The sequence below is a fragment of the Pseudomonas sp. P5_B2 genome (assembly GCF_056400445.1).
On record NZ_JBFULH010000027.1, the window covers coordinates 36,249 to 53,928 of the forward strand.

General features: G+C 59.6%; 16 protein-coding genes. 8 read left to right on the top strand and 8 right to left on the bottom strand.

Going from position 1 to position 17,680, the window contains the following annotated elements; all coding sequences use genetic code 11:
- Positions 1 to 234: 234 nt before the first annotated feature.
- From AC1DRJ_RS05485 to AC1DRJ_RS05500, 4 genes are all read right to left on the bottom strand, one after another.
- Positions 235 to 789 (bottom strand): DUF2889 domain-containing protein, encoded by a 555-nt coding sequence (locus AC1DRJ_RS05485; protein WP_477801199.1) that lies wholly within the window; start codon positions 787 to 789, stop codon positions 235 to 237.
- Positions 790 to 2,562, bottom strand: coding sequence for an arylsulfatase (locus AC1DRJ_RS05490; protein ID WP_477801200.1), 1,773 nt, complete (start codon positions 2,560 to 2,562; stop codon positions 790 to 792). It lies immediately after the preceding gene.
- A gap of 134 nt (positions 2,563 to 2,696) precedes the next feature.
- Positions 2,697 to 4,151, bottom strand: coding sequence for a coniferyl aldehyde dehydrogenase (locus AC1DRJ_RS05495; protein WP_477801201.1), 1,455 nt, complete (start codon positions 4,149 to 4,151; stop codon positions 2,697 to 2,699).
- A 10-nt stretch (positions 4,152 to 4,161) separates the two neighbouring features.
- Positions 4,162 to 6,213 (bottom strand): alkyl/aryl-sulfatase, encoded by a 2,052-nt coding sequence (locus AC1DRJ_RS05500; RefSeq protein ID WP_477801202.1) that lies wholly within the window; start codon positions 6,211 to 6,213, stop codon positions 4,162 to 4,164.
- Between the two features lie 380 nt (positions 6,214 to 6,593).
- Here AC1DRJ_RS05500 and AC1DRJ_RS05505 point away from each other — a divergent pair, with 380 nt between their 5' ends.
- The 5 genes from AC1DRJ_RS05505 to AC1DRJ_RS05525 all read left to right on the top strand — a co-directional run bounded on the left by AC1DRJ_RS05505 (position 6,594) and on the right by AC1DRJ_RS05525 (position 12,303).
- Positions 6,594 to 7,379 (top strand): enoyl-CoA hydratase/isomerase family protein, encoded by a 786-nt coding sequence (locus AC1DRJ_RS05505; protein ID WP_477801203.1) that lies wholly within the window; start codon positions 6,594 to 6,596, stop codon positions 7,377 to 7,379.
- A 33-nt stretch (positions 7,380 to 7,412) separates the two neighbouring features.
- Entirely contained in the window at positions 7,413 to 8,660 is a 1,248-nt protein-coding gene (locus tag AC1DRJ_RS05510; protein WP_477801204.1) for a thiolase family protein, read from the top strand.
- An 11-nt stretch (positions 8,661 to 8,671) separates the two neighbouring features.
- The gene (locus AC1DRJ_RS05515) at positions 8,672 to 9,829 is read left to right on the top strand and encodes an acyl-CoA dehydrogenase family protein (protein WP_477801205.1); all 1,158 of its coding nucleotides are present in this window, start codon (positions 8,672 to 8,674) and stop codon (positions 9,827 to 9,829) included.
- A 72-nt stretch (positions 9,830 to 9,901) separates the two neighbouring features.
- Positions 9,902 to 10,678: an SDR family NAD(P)-dependent oxidoreductase gene (locus AC1DRJ_RS05520; RefSeq protein WP_477801206.1), complete on the top strand. Its 777-nt coding sequence runs from the start codon at positions 9,902 to 9,904 to the stop codon at positions 10,676 to 10,678.
- Between the two features lie 38 nt (positions 10,679 to 10,716).
- Complete coding sequence (locus AC1DRJ_RS05525) at positions 10,717 to 12,303, top strand: class I adenylate-forming enzyme family protein (protein ID WP_477801207.1); 1,587 nt, start codon at positions 10,717 to 10,719, stop codon at positions 12,301 to 12,303.
- Between the two features lie 63 nt (positions 12,304 to 12,366).
- Here the strand turns inward: AC1DRJ_RS05525 and AC1DRJ_RS05530 are convergent, their stop codons facing one another.
- From AC1DRJ_RS05530 to AC1DRJ_RS05540, 3 genes are all read right to left on the bottom strand, one after another.
- Positions 12,367 to 12,726 (bottom strand): DUF6124 family protein, encoded by a 360-nt coding sequence (locus AC1DRJ_RS05530; RefSeq protein WP_477801208.1) that lies wholly within the window; start codon positions 12,724 to 12,726, stop codon positions 12,367 to 12,369.
- A gap of 448 nt (positions 12,727 to 13,174) precedes the next feature.
- Complete coding sequence (locus AC1DRJ_RS05535) at positions 13,175 to 13,957, bottom strand: hypothetical protein (protein ID WP_477801209.1); 783 nt, start codon at positions 13,955 to 13,957, stop codon at positions 13,175 to 13,177.
- A gap of 16 nt (positions 13,958 to 13,973) precedes the next feature.
- Complete coding sequence (locus tag AC1DRJ_RS05540) at positions 13,974 to 14,792, bottom strand: DUF2092 domain-containing protein (protein ID WP_477801210.1); 819 nt, start codon at positions 14,790 to 14,792, stop codon at positions 13,974 to 13,976.
- A gap of 355 nt (positions 14,793 to 15,147) precedes the next feature.
- Between AC1DRJ_RS05540 and AC1DRJ_RS05545 the strand changes: the two genes are divergently transcribed.
- The 3 genes from AC1DRJ_RS05545 to AC1DRJ_RS05555 all read left to right on the top strand — a co-directional run bounded on the left by AC1DRJ_RS05545 (position 15,148) and on the right by AC1DRJ_RS05555 (position 16,788).
- The gene (locus tag AC1DRJ_RS05545) at positions 15,148 to 15,825 is read left to right on the top strand and encodes a DUF3313 domain-containing protein (protein WP_477801211.1); all 678 of its coding nucleotides are present in this window, start codon (positions 15,148 to 15,150) and stop codon (positions 15,823 to 15,825) included.
- Positions 15,826 to 15,888: 63 nt separating this feature from the next.
- Positions 15,889 to 16,302: a hypothetical protein gene (locus AC1DRJ_RS05550; RefSeq protein ID WP_477801212.1), complete on the top strand. Its 414-nt coding sequence runs from the start codon at positions 15,889 to 15,891 to the stop codon at positions 16,300 to 16,302.
- 27 nt (positions 16,303 to 16,329) lie between these two features.
- Positions 16,330 to 16,788, top strand: a complete 459-nt coding sequence (locus AC1DRJ_RS05555) for a glycine zipper 2TM domain-containing protein (RefSeq protein WP_477801213.1) — start codon at positions 16,330 to 16,332, stop codon at positions 16,786 to 16,788.
- A gap of 31 nt (positions 16,789 to 16,819) precedes the next feature.
- Here the strand turns inward: AC1DRJ_RS05555 and AC1DRJ_RS05560 are convergent, their stop codons facing one another.
- Positions 16,820 to 17,623, bottom strand: a complete 804-nt coding sequence (locus AC1DRJ_RS05560) for a transporter (protein WP_477801216.1) — start codon at positions 17,621 to 17,623, stop codon at positions 16,820 to 16,822.
- Positions 17,624 to 17,680 lie beyond the last annotated feature (57 nt).

Sequence of the window (17,680 nt, forward strand, 5' to 3'; positions counted from 1 at the left end):
CAGCTTGCTTATAACCCCGGGCTGCTAAACCCGACCACTGATGGGCAGTGGCAGGGAAACGATAGAGGCAAGGCCCAAGACGCACAAGCCGGCGGATTCTGGCGTAACGGTAGGCAACGGCGCAAGATCTTGTAGCTTTCAGGACGTAACCTTGAGGGCGTTTAAACAAGCAGCTTCAAAACCTGTTTAATGAGCCAGACGCACCTCTGTGGCAAGTGAACTCTTGGGCTGGCTTCAACTTTTCAGAAACACCACCACCGGACTGTCCTCGCGCAACGCATGGCAGGTGTTAATCAACGCACCCTTGGCATTGCGGTAAACCTCGACATCCTCCGGCGTGCGCGGCGCCACCAGTGATCGTGCCATGGGGATGGTCTGGAACGCCGTCGTCGCGATCGGCAGCAACAATTCGGTCAGGTGCACGCAGCCGCCGATCCCCCCGAACAGCTCCTTGATGCGCCGCGTGAACCCTGAACCTATCCGCTCGCCAACCAACTTCTGATAGGCCGGCATTGCCCCGCGACACTGGCTGGTGGGTACATCCGGCATCGACATCTGCACCTCGCGCACGATGAAGTCATCGTCCAGGGTCAGGCGTATCCACATCCCGTGGTACGTTTGGCCCGGCGCGACGGTACGGCCTTCTGCGAGCGTCACCGGATGGGTCTTGCTGTCGCTGAGTCGCCCTTCGATATCCCACAAGCCATCGGCGCGCAGAAATCCCAGGCACTCAACCATGCGCCGGTGAATCAACCGGCGGCCTGTCTCATCGAGTTCTTCAATCATCATTCAACCCCGCTGCTGGCGGCGACGACGCCACAGCAGCACGCCCACCAGTACCAGCAATACCGCGACCACCGGCGGTGCGGCAGCCTTGAGTTTGGGAATGACCACGTGTTTCAAGGCATACATCTGCCCTTGGCGCATGTAGTCGTAACCGACCGGCATTGGCAGCACGCCATTGACCCGGGCGTATTCAGCGTAGTCGGCTTGCATCGCCACGAAGCGCTCGGGCATCTGCTGTTGCAGGTCGTTGACCTCGCCGGGGTCAGTGACGATGTTGTAGAGGTGCCATTGCTCGTTGCCCACGGGTTTGAGGCTTTTCACCAGTTTGTAATCGCCCTTGAACAACGCGGCGCTGCCCGACAGTTCATAGCCGATGGCCTGGTCTTCAGGGTGTACACGGTCCGTTGCGCCGGTGAGCACCGGCACCAGGCTGTTGCCGATCATCGGCTCCACGGCGCGTCCCTGAAATTCACCGTTATGCGCCGGCACACCGGCCACTTCCAGCAAGGTCGGGACAATGTCGGTGACGTGGGTGAAGGCTTTGGCGATGTGATTGGCCTGCATGCCAGGCACACCTGAAACGATCAAGGGAGTGCGAAGCCCGCCTTCGCCGGCGAAGAACTTATAACCGTGCAACGGCGACGCGGCGGCACTGGCCCAACTTGGGCCGATGCTGGTGAAAGCGCCCTTGCTGCCCAGGCGATCGAGCTGGCGGGTGTAGTTCATTTCCAGCCACAACCGCAGGGCGGGGATGGTGTAAGGGTCGGTGGGTTCGCTGCCGTTATCGGACAGAAACACGAACACGGTGTTGTCGTATTCGCCAGTGTCTTTCAGGTGCTGGATGAAGCGGCCGATTTCCTGGTCCATGGTTTCCGCCATGCCGGCATAGACTTCCATGCGCCGGGCTTCGTAGCGTTTTTCAGATTCATCCAGCGCGTCCCAGTCGGCGGTACTGGCCATGGTCTGCAGGCCGACACCGGCCGGAATCAACCCCAGTTCCACCGCCCGGTCGCGACGTTCATTGCGTAACGCGGTCCAGCCGGCGTCATAACGCCCCTGATACTTGTCGATGATCGCCTTGGGCGCCTGGATCGGTACGTGATTGGCCTGAAAGCCCAGATAGGCGAAAAACGGTTTGCCGTCTTGCCGGTCCTTCTCGATGTACTCCAGCGCCTTGTCGACGATGAAGGTCGAGGAGTAATAGTCCTTGGGCAGATGCGCCGGCTGGCCGTTCTCGAACCAGGCGGCCTTGTCGTACAGCGGCGCGTAGGGCCGCTCTTCCCAGTTGTCCGAACCGCTGTCGGCCTGGATGAACGAACGGTCGAAGCCACGGTTGTTCGGCAAGGTTTCCGGGGTTTTGCCCAAGTGCCATTTGCCGGTGATATAGGTGCGATAACCGCCTTCCTTGAGCTGGCTGGCGACGGTGATTGCATTGTCGTTAAGCGCACCGCTGTAGCCAGGTTTGCCCAAGTGTTCCTCGGGCATGGTTTCCGGCATGTTGCCGACACCGTTGCGGTGGTTGTCGACGCCAGTCAACAGCATCGAACGCGTCGGCGAGCAGGAGGCCGTGACATGGAAATCGGAAAAGCGCACGCCTTCACGGGCCAGGGTGTCGATGTTAGGCGTGGCGATTTCGCTGCCGAAGGCACCGACGTCGCTGTAGCCCCAATCGTCGGCGACCAGTACTACGATGTTCGGGGGTTTGGGGGCGGCGAAACTTTGGCTGGTGGACGCCAGGCAACACAAAGCCAGGGCGAGCGGTTTCAGCGGGAGCATTGGCGGGTACCATTATTTTTATTGTGGGAGCGGGCTTGCTCGCGAAGAGGGCGTCACATTCAATAGAGATGTTGGCTGACACGCCGCCTTCGCGAGCAAGCCCGCTCCCACATTTGATCTGTGTTGGGCTCAAGTCAGGGTTTCAATAGAAGACCCAGCACGCGGCGAAACAATGGGCCGTAGGGCGGGCGCAAGATACCCATTACGTCCCATCGCGGCGGTGTGAACACCGAGCGTTCCAGGCTGAATGCCTTGAACCCGTAACCGCCCCGGTAACGACCAAACCCCGAGTGACCACAGCCACCAAAGGGCAAGTCGTTCTGGAACAGGTGCTGCATCACTTCGTTGATGCACGCGCCACCCGAATGGGTGCGTTCCAGCACGTGCCTGGCTTCGGCGCGGTTGTCACCAAAGTAATAGAGCGCCAAAGGCCGCGGATGTGCATTGATGTACTCAAGCACTTCATTGATATCGCGATACCCGCGAATCGGCAGCAATGGGCCGAACACTTCTTCCTGCATCGCCAGTGTCGAGTCCGGCGGATCCACCAGCAGCGTCGGTGCGATCTTGCGTGAAGCGCTCAAGTCCTCGTGACCCGGATTGACCTCGATCACCCTGACGCAATGTTCTCGGGCGTCTTGCAGGCAAGCTTGCATTCGCTGGTATTGTCCCGGCGTCGCCATCGCCGTGTAGTCCGGATTGTTCAGCAGCGTCGGGAACAGACGCCGCATTTCAATCTGCATGAAGCTCAACAAGGGTTCGAGGTCGTCCTCGTGCACAAACACATAATCCGGGGCGATGCAGGCCTGACCAGCGCTCACGCCCTTCCCGCCCCAGATGCGTTTGGCGGCGTTTTGCAGGTCGGCACCGCGACCGATGATGGTCGGCGACTTGCCGCCCAGCTCCAGGGTCAATGGCGTCAGATGTTCCGCAGCGGCCCGCATCACCAGGCGCCCGACCCGTGGGCTGCCGGTGAACACCAGGTGATCGAGCGGCATGGCGGAAAACGCCGCGCCCAACTCGGCATCGCCGATAAAGCCTGCCACTTCGGTGTCGTCGAACTGTTGAGCCAGCAACTCGATCAGCAGGCTGGCCGTGGCCGGCGACTGGTCGGAAAACAGCAGAATCGCGCGGTTACCCGCCGCCAGTGCTTCGGCCAGTGGCCCCAGTGCGATGGCAATCGGGAAATTCCACGGCGAAATGATGCCGATCGTTCCCAATGGCTGAAAGCGGATTTCAGCCCTGGCACCCAGCCAGCCGCTGCCCAGTTCGGCTTTGCGGCGCTGCGGACGCATCCATTGGCGCACGTGATCACGCGCATATTTCAGGCCTTGTACCGGCAACAGCACATCCGCCAACAGCGACTGATCATGACTGCGCCAGGTAAAGTCCTTGGCCAAGGCTTCGCAAAGTGCCTGCTGGTTGTCCAGCAACTGTTTGATGACCCGGTTGATCCGCTCGATGCGCAATTCGGCGGACGGCGGCCCTTCGGACAAGGAAGCGGCCTGTTGGCGCGCGAGCACCGCCGCGACGCGCGCGGCGGTTGGTACGAAACGCGCTTGCGAGTCACCTGCGAGGGGTGCGTTCATGGTCGTGATCCTATCGTGCAGGCGCATTGGGGCCGATCAGTTCAAAGTCGGGCGAGAATTTGTCCAGAGATCCCAGGACGTCGTAGACCGCGAGCTTGCTGCCATCGATCTTCAGATCGCCCTTGACCACCGCCTCAATCGGCGACATTTTTTCCGCCAGAATGGCATTCAGCGTTTCGCGGGTCAGGGTCAGCGTGGCGTCGGCTTTCTCGGCGTTGTAATCAGGGACATAGGTCAGCGCCGAGTTCTCCAGATTGAGCATGTAGCGCTTGCCATCAGGACCGATATCGGTGAAGTGCCAGTTAAGAACAACGTGTTTGCCCTCGACATCCGGCGCCTTCAGACGCACTCCCAGGTAGTCGAAAATATTGTCGATGGTCAGCGCGCGCAGCATGTCAGGGCTGGCGGTGCGCAACGGCGAGGCGAGTTTCTTGCCGCCGCTGCGTTGTTCCATGGCGGCGGCGAGGTAGCTGTTGCGCTCAACCGCGGACTCGGCCTGATAACCCAACTGTTCCAGGGCATCGGCGGACAATTCCCGAGCGGCCTTGTTGTCCGGTTCGGCGTAGATCAAATGGCTCATGGCTTGCGCCACCCAGCGGTACTGACCGTTGGCAAAGTCGGTGCGAGCGTGGGCCAGAATGGTATCGGCACCGCCGCCATATTCGACAAACTTCTTGCCGTAATCACCGTCGGACAACGCATCCATGTTGGCCGGATTGGCGTCATACCAACCCATGTATTGCTGATACACCGCCTTGGAGTTGCGCTGCACCGAACCATAAAAACCGTGGGTGAAGGTCTCGCTGGCCAGGCTCGCCGGCACGTGGCTGCGCATGTATTCGGCAATTTCTACTGGCTTGTAACCCTTGTTGATCAGGCGCAACGACTGGTCGTGCAACCACTTGTACATGTCCCGCTGCTTGGACAAATAGTTGACCACGCGCTCCTGACCAAACACCGGCCAACCATGTTGACCCACCAGAATGTCGGCACCCGGAGCGAACTGATGCAGGGCCTGGTTGAGGTATTTGGACCAGGCGAGGCCATCGCGAATGGCAGCCCCGCGCAACGTCAGCAGTTGATGTTGGGTCGGCAGTGCCAGTTCACCGGTATCGAGCACTTTGAATTGCGGGAAATAGTGGATGAACTCGGCAGGCGCTTCGGTGCCGGGTGCGAGCATGTTGACGATCTCGACGCCATCGATGGTCAGGGTTTGCACCGGTTGGTCGAGTTCGAGGGTCGGCGCGATCATGGTGATCGTGCCGTTGGACAAGGCCTTGGCGCCCCCGAGGTCAATCTGGCCCTGAGGGCTGCGTGGCAATGTTGTACCGAACTGATACTCGGCGCGACGGCTCATGGCGTTGCCGGCCATCACGTTCTCGGCGACCGAGTGTTCCATGAAGCCTGCCGGGGCAATGATCTGTACCTTGCCTGACTTAACGTCCGCTTCATCGACGATGCCGCGAATACCCGCAAAGTGATCGACGTGGCTGTGGTTGTAGAACACCGCAACCACTGGCTTACGCGGCCGGTGCTGGTAATACAGCTCCAGCGAGGCATGCGCCACCTCGGTGGCCAGGTTGCAGTCAATGATGATCAGGCCGGTCTTGCCTTCGATGATAGTCATGTTGGTCAGGTCAAGACCGCGCACCTGATAAAAACCGTCCGTGACCTTGAACAGCCCGTTGGACATGCTCTTGCGCGCCTGCTGCCACAGGCTCGGGTTGACCGTGGCCGGCGCATTGGCGTTGTCAAGAAATTCGTAGCCCTTGAGGCTGTACACCACATGACCGTCGGCGGCGGTGGTTTGGGCGTCCGGCAGGCTGGCGATAAAGCCCCGCTGGATGTCGGCCTCAACCAGCGGATCTATGGCCGGCATGGTCTGTGCGGTGTTTGCGTTGGCGGCGATGGTCGCCTCGGTCGCGGCTTTCTGGCCGCCCTGCCCTGCGCTGTTGTCGACCGCTTGCAACTGAATTCCGCTTTGACCTCGCGACCATTGCAGCCCACCGACAATGCTGGCGGCCAACACTGACACCGTCAGCACTACACGGATTTTCTTCATCGCACGGTCTCTCTCTAATTGTTGTTCGAATACCGTTTCGATGGTGCAAGCAAGGCGCCCGGGTTGCCGGTCTTCTCAATCATTTCATCTGTCTTCACAGACCTGACAACCCCCAATATCACTGACTCATGAGAACCAACTGTGGGAGCCAGCCTGCTGGCGATAGCGGTCTGTCAGCCAACATCAATGTTGGATGTAAGACAGCCATCACCAGCAGGCTGGCTCCTACAGTGGATTGCGATGTCTTGGGTTTCTGCCGCATTCCTGCTCCCCCTGCGGACAACCGCTTTCGTTGCAATGACCTGCGACAGCCCCCCTTGCATTCCTACTATCAGCCCATCAACCACGCCAATAGAGCGCTAACAATAAGGGGAGTTGTCATGAGTGATGATGTGCTGCTGTATGAAATCGTCGGCCCGGTGGCGCGCTTGACGCTCAATCGCCCACGGGCCATGAATGCGTTGAACCTGGCGACCCTCGCCGAGCTGGAACGCTGCCTTAACGAGATCGCGCTCAACGATGAGCTGCGGGCGGTGATCCTCACGGGTACCGGTCCAGCTTTCTGTGCCGGTGCCGATCTGAAAGAAGTGTTGGCTGGCAGCAGCCTGCCCGCCGGCGAAGCCGACTTCCTTGACCGCGCCAATCAGGTCTTTGGTCAACTGCGTAATTTCCCCAAACCGGTGATTGCGGCCCTTAACGGCGTGACCATGGCCGGCGGCCTGGAATTGGCCATGTGCGCCGACATCGTGGTCGCCGCGCAAAGCGCGACCCTGGCCGATGCCCATGCCAATTTCGGTGTGTTTCCTGGCGCTGGCGGCGCTGCCGTGCTGCCTCGCCTGATTCCGCTGAACATCGCGATGTACTTGCTGATGACCGGCAAATCCCTCTCGGCTACTGAAATGCAAGGCTACGGGCTGGTTTGCGAAGTCCACGCCGACGAGGAACTCGCCGACGCCGCCATGAAACTGGCCACGCAAATCTCGAAAAAGAGCCCGATTGCCCTGCGCCGCATGAAAGAAGTGGCCCGCGCCTCGGCCGACAAGTCCCGCGACGACGCCTTGCAGCACGAGCAAGTGATGCTGCGCCAGCACCTGCGCACCGCCGATTTCCAGGAAGGCCTGCAAGCCTTCGGCGAAAAACGCGCGCCGAACTTCAAGGGCCGCTAGGCCACCACGCCCCCACACCTGCAGGAACAGACAATGAACGATATTTATGTAGTGGGCGTTGGCATGACGCCGTTTGGCCGATTGCTGGACCGCAGCGTCTACGACATGGTCGACGAAGCCGTGGGCCTGGCCTTGAAAGATGCCGGCGCCACCACCGCTGACGTCGGCTCGGTGTATTACAGCACCATGACCAATGGCATGCTCCAAGGCCAGACCGGCATTCCCGGCCCGATCGCCATGCGCCGCATTGGCATCGAAGGCGTACCGGTGTTCTCCGTCGAGAACGCCTGCGCTTCCGGCTCTTCGGCCTTCAACCTTGCCACCCTGGCCTTGCGTGCCGGCCAGTGCGACATCGCCCTCGCCGTCGGTGCCGAGAAGATGAACATTCCGGACAAAGCCAAGATGTTCGCCGTGTTCGATGGCGGCTGGGATGTGTCCACCGTCGAGCAGAACAAGCAGACCTTGCTGGCCATGGGCGAAGGCATCGTGCCGCCGCCGGGCACCGTTTCCGAGCGCCCGTACAGCGTGTTCATGGACGTCTATGCCTCCATCGCCCGTAACCACATGCTGCGTTACGGCACCACTCAGCGTCAGATCGCAGCCGTCGCGGCGAAGAACCACCAGCACTCGGTACACAACCCGCTGTCGCAGTTCCAGCAGGCTTTCAGCATCGAAGAAGTGTTGGCCTCGCCAGCGATCTGCTACCCGCTGACCACCCTGATGTGCTCGCCGATCAGTGACGGCGCGGCAGCTGTGCTGCTGTGCAACGCCGATGGCCTCAAGCGTTTGAAAAACTCCGGCGACCGTGCCGTTCGGGTACTGGCCAGCATCGTGCAGACCGGTACCAACCGTGGTCTGGATGAGCCGGAAAAAATTATCGCCCACCTCGCGGCGAAAAAAGCCTACGCCCTGGCCGGTGTGAATCCCTCCGACGTCGACGTCGCGGAAGTCCACGACGCCTCGGCCATCGGCGAAATCCTCAACGCCGAGTCGCTGATGCTGGTGCCGTTCGGCGAAGGTGGCCCGGCTGCCGAGCGCGGTGATTTCACCGTCGGCGGACGCATGCCGATCAACCCGTCGGGCGGTCTGGAATCCAAAGGCCACCCGATTGGTGCCACCGGCCTTGGGCAGATCCATGAGCTGGTCACGCAACTGCGCGGTGAAGCCGGCAAGCGCCAGGTTGAAGGTGCGCGCATTGCCATTCAGGAAAACGGTGGTGGCCTGTTCGGCATCGAAGAAGCCGTGGTCGCCGTCAACATCCTCGCCAACAAGAATATTTAAGGAGCCCACCCATGGGACACGTCATGCGCACCCCGGAACAACTCGAAGCCGTCGAGAGTTTCCGTCGTTTCCTGGCCGACAAGATCGACCCGGTGTTCAACAAGGAATACCGCGACAAGTTCATGCCCAAAGAGAAAATGGCCGAGATGATGCGCCAACTCTCCGAGTTCGGCATGGTCAGCGGCGCCGTCAGCGAGGCCCATGGCGGCCTCGGTCTGGACTGGCCGACCATGACCATGTTGTTCGAAGAAGTCGCCGCCTGCTCGGTAGACCTGTCGACGCCAGTGGTCATCAACTCCTTCGGCGCACAAATGCTGGAAAAACTCGCCCCGGATCACTTGCGCGAGCGCTACCTGCCGGGCCTGATCAGCGGTGAATCGTTTGTCAGCGTCGGCATTTCGGAACCGGATGTCGGCTCCAACGTGCTGGAAATCAAGACCCGCGCCCGTCGCGACGGTGATGACTACATCATCACCGGCGAGAAAACCTGGATCAGCAACGGCTCGTACTCAGACTTCCTGATCTGCACCTGCCGCACCGGCGAAGATCCGCGCAAGGGTCTGACCCACTTCCTGCTGGACCGCAAAGAACACCCGTATGAAGTGCAGAACATCCACAAGATGGCCTGGAACAGCCAGTCCACCGCGCAGATTTTCCTCAACGACGTGCGCGTYCCGGCCAGCAACATCATCGGCGGCGAAGGCCAGGCACTGAAAAACACTCTGTCGTTCTTCGAACGTTCCCGCGTGTTTGTCGCCGCTCAAGGCCTGGGCATCGGCCGTCGCGCACTGGAAGAAGCCGTGCGTTACGCCAAGGAACGCAAACAACACGGCAAAGTGATCGCCGGTCACCAGTTAATCAGCGGCATGCTCGCGGAAATGGCCACCAACGTCGACGCCGCCCGCCTGCTGACCTACCGCGCCGCCGAGATGATCGGTGCCGGCATTCCGGCAGAAATGGAAGCGGCGATGGCCAAGTATTTCGCTTGCGAAATGGCGGTGACTGTCGCCCGTCAAGCCGTGCAGATCCACGGCGGTGCCGGTGTGACCACCGACTTCCTGGTCGAGAAACTGGCCCGCGAAGCGATCATCGTGCCGATTCCGGAAGGCACCACGCAGATCCAGCAACTGATCATTGGCCGCGCCCTGACCGGGGTCAACGCGTTCTGATCAACCGCCCGTTCCATCCCTAACAATAACAACCCGGTCCGTTTGGACCGGGCAGCGAACAAGGACACTTTCATGCGTATTCAAGACAAAGTCATCGTTATCACCGGCGGCGCTTCGGGCCTGGGCCTGGCCACTGCGCATTACATGGCAAGCGAAAAAGGCGCCCGCGTGGCTATTTTCGACCTGAACGTTGAAGCCGGCGAACACGCCGTAGCAGCCATTGGCGCCGATCGCGCGATGTTCGTGCAAACCGATGTCAGCGACGAAGCCTCGGTGCAGAACGCAGTCAACGCAGTGGTCGATAAATTCGGCGCCATCCACGTGTGCATCAACGGTGCCGCCGTGCCGACCGGTTTCAAAGTGTTGGGCCGCGAAGGCAAGGCAGCACCGCTGGCGCGTTTCGCCCAAGCCACCGCGATCAACCTCAACGGCGTGTTCAACGTTATGTCCAAGTGCGCCGAGCACATGGCCCACAACGAAGCCGAAGCCGGTGAAGAGCGCGGCGTGGTGATTAACGTGTCGTCCGGTGCGGCCTATGAAGGTCAGGTCGGTCAGTGCGCCTACGCGGCCACCAAGGCGGGCGTGATTGGCATGAACATGCCGGCAGCTCGCGAACTGGGCGAGATTGGCGTACGCGTCAACGCTATCGCACCGGGCCTGTTCCTGACCACCATGGTCGCCGGTCTCGACGAGAAGATTCTCAACTCGCTGAAAGAGCAGATGGAATCGCCGAAACGCCTGGGTGACATGCGTGAGTTCGCTCATTGCTGCGCGTTCCTGATCGAAAACGCCTACGTCAACGGCGAGACCATCCGGCTGGATGCCGCATCGCGTATGCGTGCCCGATAACTCGCGCTGCAGTCTTCTGAGCTATTGGAGCGTTCACCATGAAAATGAATTTTAGCCGGGTCATGCGCTTGCTCGCGCTGCGTCATCGCGACCAGGAAGCCATCGTCAACATCGAGCGCAACCGGCGCTACAGCTACGAGCAGTATCACCTGCTGACCAACCGTATCGCCGATGTCCTGCGCTCGACGCTGCAAGTGCGCACGGGCGAACGCTTCATGCTGATCCTGGAAAACGACAACCTCAGCCTGATGATGTTTCCCAGCACCTTCAAGCAGAAGGGCACGGTGGTCATGACCAACCTGCGCGACCCGCTCGAAGAGCATTCGCGGCAGATCGATCTGGTCAATCCTCGAGTGGTTTTCCTTGAAACCCGCTTGCTGGACAGCTACTACGGCATGTTGCGCGACCATGGCTGCGAGATCGTGGTGATGGACCCGCCCACAGCCGAGCAGGCCAGTCTTCCCGGGGTGCACAGCTTCTGGTCGTTGGTGGATGCTGCGTCCGATCTCGACAACGATGTGACCCTCGATACCGATCAGCACATCTGCATGTTGCGCTTCACCGGTGGTACTACCGGCAAGGGCAAATGCGCGATGTACTCCATCGACAACTGGATGGCCTGCCGTGATGCGGCATTCATCAACACCGACCTTGGCTTGAGCAGCGCGACGCGGCTGTTGCATGTGTCGCCGCTGTCCCACGGCACGATCATGCTGTTTTTCCCGACGTTTTATGGCGGCGGCACCAACCTGACCATGAACCAGCTGGACATGGAAGCCTGGCGCCAGCAGGTCGAAAAGGAGCGTGTGACCCACTCGTTCCTGGTACCGACCGTGCTGTATCGCTTGCTGGAAATGCAACGTGCCGCGCCCAAGGATTTTTCCTCGCTGACCACCTTGATCTACGGTGCCGCGCCGATGAGCCCGGACAAGCTGGGCGAACTGGTGGAATGCTTCGGGCAGATTTTTGTCCAGGGTTACGCCGCCACCGAAACGCCGATGATCATCGCCTCGCTCGACAAGGCCTCGCATCAGCCCGGTAATGCTATCGCCCTGCAACGTTTGTCGTCAGCCGGTCGCCCGACCCCTGGTGTCGAACTGTTTATCGCCGATACGGACGGCACGCCGCTGCCGATAGGCGAAACCGGCGAGATCCGCATTCGCTGCAAAGCCGTGATTAAAGGCTATTACGAAAACCCGGAAGCGACGGCAGCCGAGTTCGAAGACGGGGCGTGGAAATCCGGTGACCTGGGTTACATCGACCGCGACGGTTTCCTGTACATCGTCGACCGGCTCAAGGACATGATCATCAGCGGTGGCTTCAACGTCTACGCAGTGGAAGTCGAAGCGGCACTGGCGGCGCACCCGTCGGTACTGATGGCGGCCGTGGTCGGCATTCCGCACGCCGAATGGGGTGAAGCCGTACACGCCGAAGTCATTCTGCGTCAGGGCGAATCGGTCACGTCAGAGGAGCTGATTGCACAGACCCGAACGCGACTGGGCGGCTACAAGGCGCCGAAATCGCTGGTGTTCGTGGATGAGCTACCGCTATCGGTGGTCGGCAAGGTGCTGCGCCGGCAAGTGCGGGAAAAGTACTGGAAAGGATCGTTGCGCAACGTCAGCTGAAGACTCAGCCAGCGTCTGTTCCGGGTCCCGCAGGCTTGGAGCAGACGCTGGTGAAATCACGCTCTAAGTGGGCATATCAATTTGATCCAGCACCCGGTTCGCGGCGATCTCCGCCACCATGATGCTGTTTGAAATCCCCAGCAACGCGTAGCGCGCCTCCCCTTCCAGATGATCCACCAACTGATGGACCATCACATCGACCGAGGCCAATGTCTCGACCAAAAAAACCACCAGGGTTTCGTTACTCGCTGCCTGGTCTACGGAAAACAATTTGCCGGGTGTACGCGCGGTGGCCTTGATGTCGGCATTCGACGGGAAGTGGAAGTCGAGGACACGTTCGGCGGCCTCGTTGAGTTTGTTTGAATCGGGTTCGTACGGGGACACTGGATCGGTGTCCGGTGGGTTGGGCGTTACTTTGAACATATGCTGAGTTACCTAATTGTGTGCCACCCCTCTTGCGACTAAACGAGATGGGAGGCAGCTGTACGCAGGTTAGCCGACCGGCAAACTCAGCAATCCGGCGCGCCCGAGAGCGCCCTGCGTACAGCCACCATCAAGTACAGGAATTGAAAGACCTGCATGACAGATGCACGCACAACTGAGTTAACGCGGGCGACTAAACACGACCACTGATGGGCAGTGGCAGGTAAACGATAGAGGCTAGACCCAGGGCGCACAGGCCGGCGGATTCTGGCGTAACGGTAGGCAAAGGCGCAAGGTCTTGTAGCTTTCAGGACGTAACCTGGAGAGCGTTTAAACAAGCACCTTCAAATCGCGTTTAACGAGCCAGCAAGCTGGTGTGGTGAGGGGGCAAGCCCCCTCACCACAATGCTACCTCGTCCATGCCAATCAAATGACCGAACGACGCTAATCACGGCGGTGTCACCACGGTGTAATACACCCCGTTGGCACCATAGGCAGGTTGCAACCAGGAATTGCCGCATTGGTAGTACGTCTGGGAAAAGGTCTGCAAAACACATCCGGGAGGCAGGCTGGCGTAGGTCTGGCCCAAGGGCATCGTCGGCGGTCCCGAAGCGACCATGCCGGCGTTATAGCCAGCGCTGAAATCGTCGGCGTCGGCATTCTCATCGACCATCGACCCTACCGCCGAGCCTACCGCCACGCCCGTCGCAGCGGCAGCGACCGGATTGACCCCGCCACAGTAATAACAGCCGCTGCTGGCTATCACAGCGGCGGGCGGATGGTAGTAGGCGGTCCCATAAGGCACTGACTGGTAAGCGTCCCCGCCATAAGCGGGCCCCCGGTAGGCTGTCGTGCCATACCCGTCCGCGTGGTAGCCATAAGCGTTGGCGCCATTTTCACCTTGTGCTTGCCAGGCACCGCCCCCGCCAGACGCCGTTCCGCCCTCTGCACCTGTACCTGCCCAAGACCCATTGCCACCGGACGCCGAACCGCCGCGATAGCTGGAACCGCTCCAGCTGCCGTCACCGCCGGAGGCCGAGCCGCCGCGATTGGTTTCGCCACTCCAACTGCCATCGCCGCCCGAAGCCGAGCCGAATTCGCCGGAGCGACTCCATGAGCCCCCACCGCCAAATCCACCCCCAAAACCGCCGGCATGCGACCAGGCAACCGCCTSGTTACACATCAGCGCGGCGATTASCARGSCMGCGAACTTMAAGGTAGATCTGTTCATGATTCAACCTCCTCGCTCAGGGTTTTGTGACCGGCGCTTTAACGCCTTGCGGGGCACTCAGCACGGGGGGTGGGGCAAACTTGATCCGGTGTGCCGACTCGATCTGGTCGGGTTTGAAGAACGCCGCAGGCATCGTAGAACTGAGCTTCCAGTCACTGAAATCGACTTGATGCCGGGATCGGGTCGGGTCATCGAGAAACACTGCGCGCAACCGGCGCGGGAGCTTGTCCTCGGCACCGATCCAGGCTTGGACGAACACGGTGTCGCTGGTGTACGCAATCACATCGGTGGTGGTATCACCGACCACTGTGGACTGGCCGATATAGAACGCTACACGCATGTCCCGGGACAAATCCTTATAAGGATCAGCGACGATAACGTCGGTAAACGGAAAGTAGATGGCCGCACGCAGGTACGCGGCCTCCAGCATTGCGTCGATGGTGGGCGGGCCATCGACTTGGGCGAGCAGGTTGTCTTTACGCTGGAAGGCATAGGCTTGCTTGCCGTCGTAATAAAACTCGGTGGCCGGCCCATCGCCTGAGGTCATGACACGCAGCTTATCCGGGCGCTGCTCAGTGACCAGCGCCACCGAGCTATAGGCCAGGGGCGGTCCCAGCCGACTGGGCTTTTCGTAGGTGGTAACGGCTTTGAAACTCAGGCCCTGGGTGCCGGTCAAGCGAGCGCTCATGGCCTTCAGGACATCCAGCGCCTTGGGCTCCAATTGCGCCGCCGGCGCAGCGGCCGCCGGTGTCTGGGCGGCGTGCAACGGGGTGACTGAGACAGCCATCACCATGCTGACCGTTAACAGGCGGACGTACTGCTGGAGGGTAGGCATCTTTTGTTCTCCGCACAGAGAAGTCGGGCGTTCAATGACGGGTGACGAAAATGACGTCGTAAACGGACTCGTATGCCGATGAAAACGTTTTGATGATTCATGCCTTGCATCGGTTTGCAGTCATCGACCTTCCGGAAACATCAGCAAAGCTCAATTTGCCGTCATTCGCCATTCAATCGAAAAAATAACCCCTCAAATCCGGGTAAAAAAAGTCAGCGCGTAGCGCTTTGGCTGGATATTTCAGCATTGCTACCTACGCTCTCTTCCAGAGGCATTCAGATTTCGAAAGCGGGGGGCGATGACCGACTGTGTCACCACCGAAACATTCGACTTTACCCTTGGAGTACACATCACCATGAATCTGACCCGAAACCTGCTAATCGGCACCGCATTAGCCGCAATCCTGCTCGGCGGTTGTACCTCGAAAGTCACCGAGACGACGCAGTACTCCGGTTTCCTGTCGAGCTACAGCGACCTGAAGGAAGTCGAAACGCCCAGCGGTGGCACGGCGATGCGCTGGGTGAGCCCCTCGTTTGACCGGAATGCGTATACCACCATTGCGTTCAATACGCTGGAGTTCTACCCCGCGCCAAAACCCAACGAGCGGGTCAATTTGCAGACGTTGCACAACTTGCAGAACTACATGACCACCACGGCCAAAAGCGTGCTGGGCCAGAAATACCGGATAGTGCCTAGCGTGGCCGCTGCACCGCCCGGAGCAAACACCCTGATTCTGCGTGCGGCAATCACTGGGGTCACCGCCTCGAACGAAGGTATGAAGTGGTATGAAGTGGTGCCGATTGCGGCCGTTGTCGGAGCGACACAGGCMGCCACCGGTCAYCGSGATCARRACACTAACCTGTTCATCGAAGCCGAACTYATCGACGCCAGGACCAATCAGRYYGTCGTCAAAGTGGTGCGCAAGATATTCGGCACCCMGCTGGAGAACGACAAGSAGGCAATCACCRCCMAGGACTTCAAAGCMGCRATCGACAAATTGAATGCTGATATATGGGCGTTTATCCGCAGTTGAACCCTGTTTCAACCGCCAGAAAAAGTTGGCGGTTGAATTAACCTGAAGCAGAGGTCATTTGCCATGCAACCGTTTTCAAGTGTGCACAGAACCTTGTTTTTCACAGCGCTCATCACCGGTCTACTGGCGTTAAGCGGCTGCGCAACAGTGGAAGCGCAGACAACCCAGTATGTCGGGGTCCCGCAGTACCCTGCGACGATTCCGGCCGAAGTCCAGATATTACGCACAGAACCGACGCGCCCCTTCGTGCGCCTGGGTGAAATTCTGATTGATGCCAGTATCGAACCGGCGCCCCCAATGGCCGAGATCGAACTGAAGTTGCAAGACGAAGGCGCCAAGATGGGCGCAGACGCAGTCGTCATTGTTTACGACCAGATTGCGACCGTCGGCGCCTACGTGTCCGGCCCGCTATGGGCCCGTGACGTCAATACGATTCAGGGGCGCAAGCTCAAAGCCATTGCCATCAAGTTCAAATAATCGACTATCGATAAAGAGGTACACCGCATGAAAGCAATACTGTCCTGGATGACTCTCACGTTGGCGGCTGTGTTAATCAGTGCCTGCTCTGCCGTCGGATCAACCGATGGCGGTGCCGGTGAGATCGAAGTTCGATCAGGGAAGATCGAGCAGATCTCGCTGACACAGATGCAGACCAATCACGACAGCGGCGTCGGTGCCGTACTGGGTGGGCTTGGTGGCCTGGGTATCGGCAGTCTGATCGGTCATGGCACCGGGCGCGATGTCGCGATGGTTGCCGGTGCGCTCGCCGGGGCTGTCGGCGGTAATTATGTAGAGAAGAAAAAGTACGACCAACCGGTAACCGCGCAACAGATCATCGTGCGGGTCACCAGTGGTGTCCTGGTATCGGTGACCCAGCCGATCAATCCGAATTTGAGCAAAGGCATGAAGGTGTACATCGAAGGCTCAGGCAATGATGCCCGAGTGGTGCCGCAAGGCAGTTAAGGAGACGAGATCAATGTGAGCGGGCTGGGGCTTATCGTGGAAACAAAAACGTAATTGCCGCACGAAATCCCCAGCCTTGCGCACCGTCCTCGGGACTGTCAGCCCAATAGCGTGGCCCGGCCTGAATGGTCAGCGGTTGGCCTCCCAGCTTGAGCAACTGAGTCACCGTGGCATTGATGGGGACCGACCATTCCTTGGATTGCCAGTTGTAGGTCGACTCGGTGTTTATACCAAACGTGGTGTAGGTGTGAGTGGTGTACGACCAAAAGGGCTGCAAGAACGTCTGATTGACCTTTTCCGCATTTGGCTGCTCGCCGCTGAGGCTCCAGATCTGATTGGCCAGAATACCTCGYGTCCATCCGTGAGATTGTTTTAGCGCCACGATGGTCGGCCCTGCCCCCCACTGCCGACTGCTCAGCAACCTGTCACTTCCCGTGGGAATCAGCAACACCGGCCCGCCCCCCAGAATCCAGCCGCTTTCCGTCGGTTCCTTGGGCGAGAAGAAAAAGCTTTGGGTCACATCCCCCACACCGGACTTGTCCGCCGCGCCGTCGGGTGCCAGGCCATGCTGGTCAATGATCGGCAGGATTGTGCGGGAGATCAGGTTCCAGTGGTCATTCAACTCGAAGGGCAGCACAGGCTGGACGTTAGTCACGCTTTGCATCCCCTCCCCCGTGGGGCCCATTTTCTGATTCCAGTTGTACTGGATCGGCAGGCTGTACAGGTTCGCGATCGGGTTCAGGGATTTTCTGGCCAGCTCGGCGGAATCATCCGCATGAGCACTCAACGCCACGAAGAAAAGGGTGCAAGGCAACAGGTAGTGCTCAGGTCGCATGCGATACATGTTTAAACACCCTCAAAGTTTGGATATCAGCAAAGCGCAGTTTCATGG

Excerpts from the sequence above, each read along its gene's own strand:
- AC1DRJ_RS05500 (WP_477801202.1), bottom strand. The coding sequence starts at position 6,213 with ATGAAGAAAATCCGTGTAGTGCTGACGGTGTCAGTGTTGGCCGCCAGC.
- AC1DRJ_RS05525 (WP_477801207.1), top strand. The coding sequence starts at position 10,717 with ATGAAAATGAATTTTAGCCGGGTCATGCGCTTGCTCGCGCTGCGTCAT.
- AC1DRJ_RS05530 (WP_477801208.1), bottom strand. The coding sequence starts at position 12,726 with ATGTTCAAAGTAACGCCCAACCCACCGGACACCGATCCAGTGTCCCCG.
- AC1DRJ_RS05505 (WP_477801203.1), top strand. The coding sequence starts at position 6,594 with ATGAGTGATGATGTGCTGCTGTATGAAATCGTCGGCCCGGTGGCGCGC.
- AC1DRJ_RS05520 (WP_477801206.1), top strand. The coding sequence starts at position 9,902 with ATGCGTATTCAAGACAAAGTCATCGTTATCACCGGCGGCGCTTCGGGC.
- AC1DRJ_RS05550 (WP_477801212.1), top strand. The coding sequence starts at position 15,889 with ATGCAACCGTTTTCAAGTGTGCACAGAACCTTGTTTTTCACAGCGCTC.
- AC1DRJ_RS05555 (WP_477801213.1), top strand. The coding sequence starts at position 16,330 with ATGAAAGCAATACTGTCCTGGATGACTCTCACGTTGGCGGCTGTGTTA.
- AC1DRJ_RS05510 (WP_477801204.1), top strand. The coding sequence starts at position 7,413 with ATGAACGATATTTATGTAGTGGGCGTTGGCATGACGCCGTTTGGCCGA.
- AC1DRJ_RS05490 (WP_477801200.1), bottom strand. The coding sequence starts at position 2,562 with ATGCTCCCGCTGAAACCGCTCGCCCTGGCTTTGTGTTGCCTGGCGTCC.
- AC1DRJ_RS05485 (WP_477801199.1), bottom strand. The coding sequence starts at position 789 with ATGATGATTGAAGAACTCGATGAGACAGGCCGCCGGTTGATTCACCGG.
- AC1DRJ_RS05540 (WP_477801210.1), bottom strand. The coding sequence starts at position 14,792 with ATGCCTACCCTCCAGCAGTACGTCCGCCTGTTAACGGTCAGCATGGTG.
- AC1DRJ_RS05495 (WP_477801201.1), bottom strand. The coding sequence starts at position 4,151 with ATGAACGCACCCCTCGCAGGTGACTCGCAAGCGCGTTTCGTACCAACC.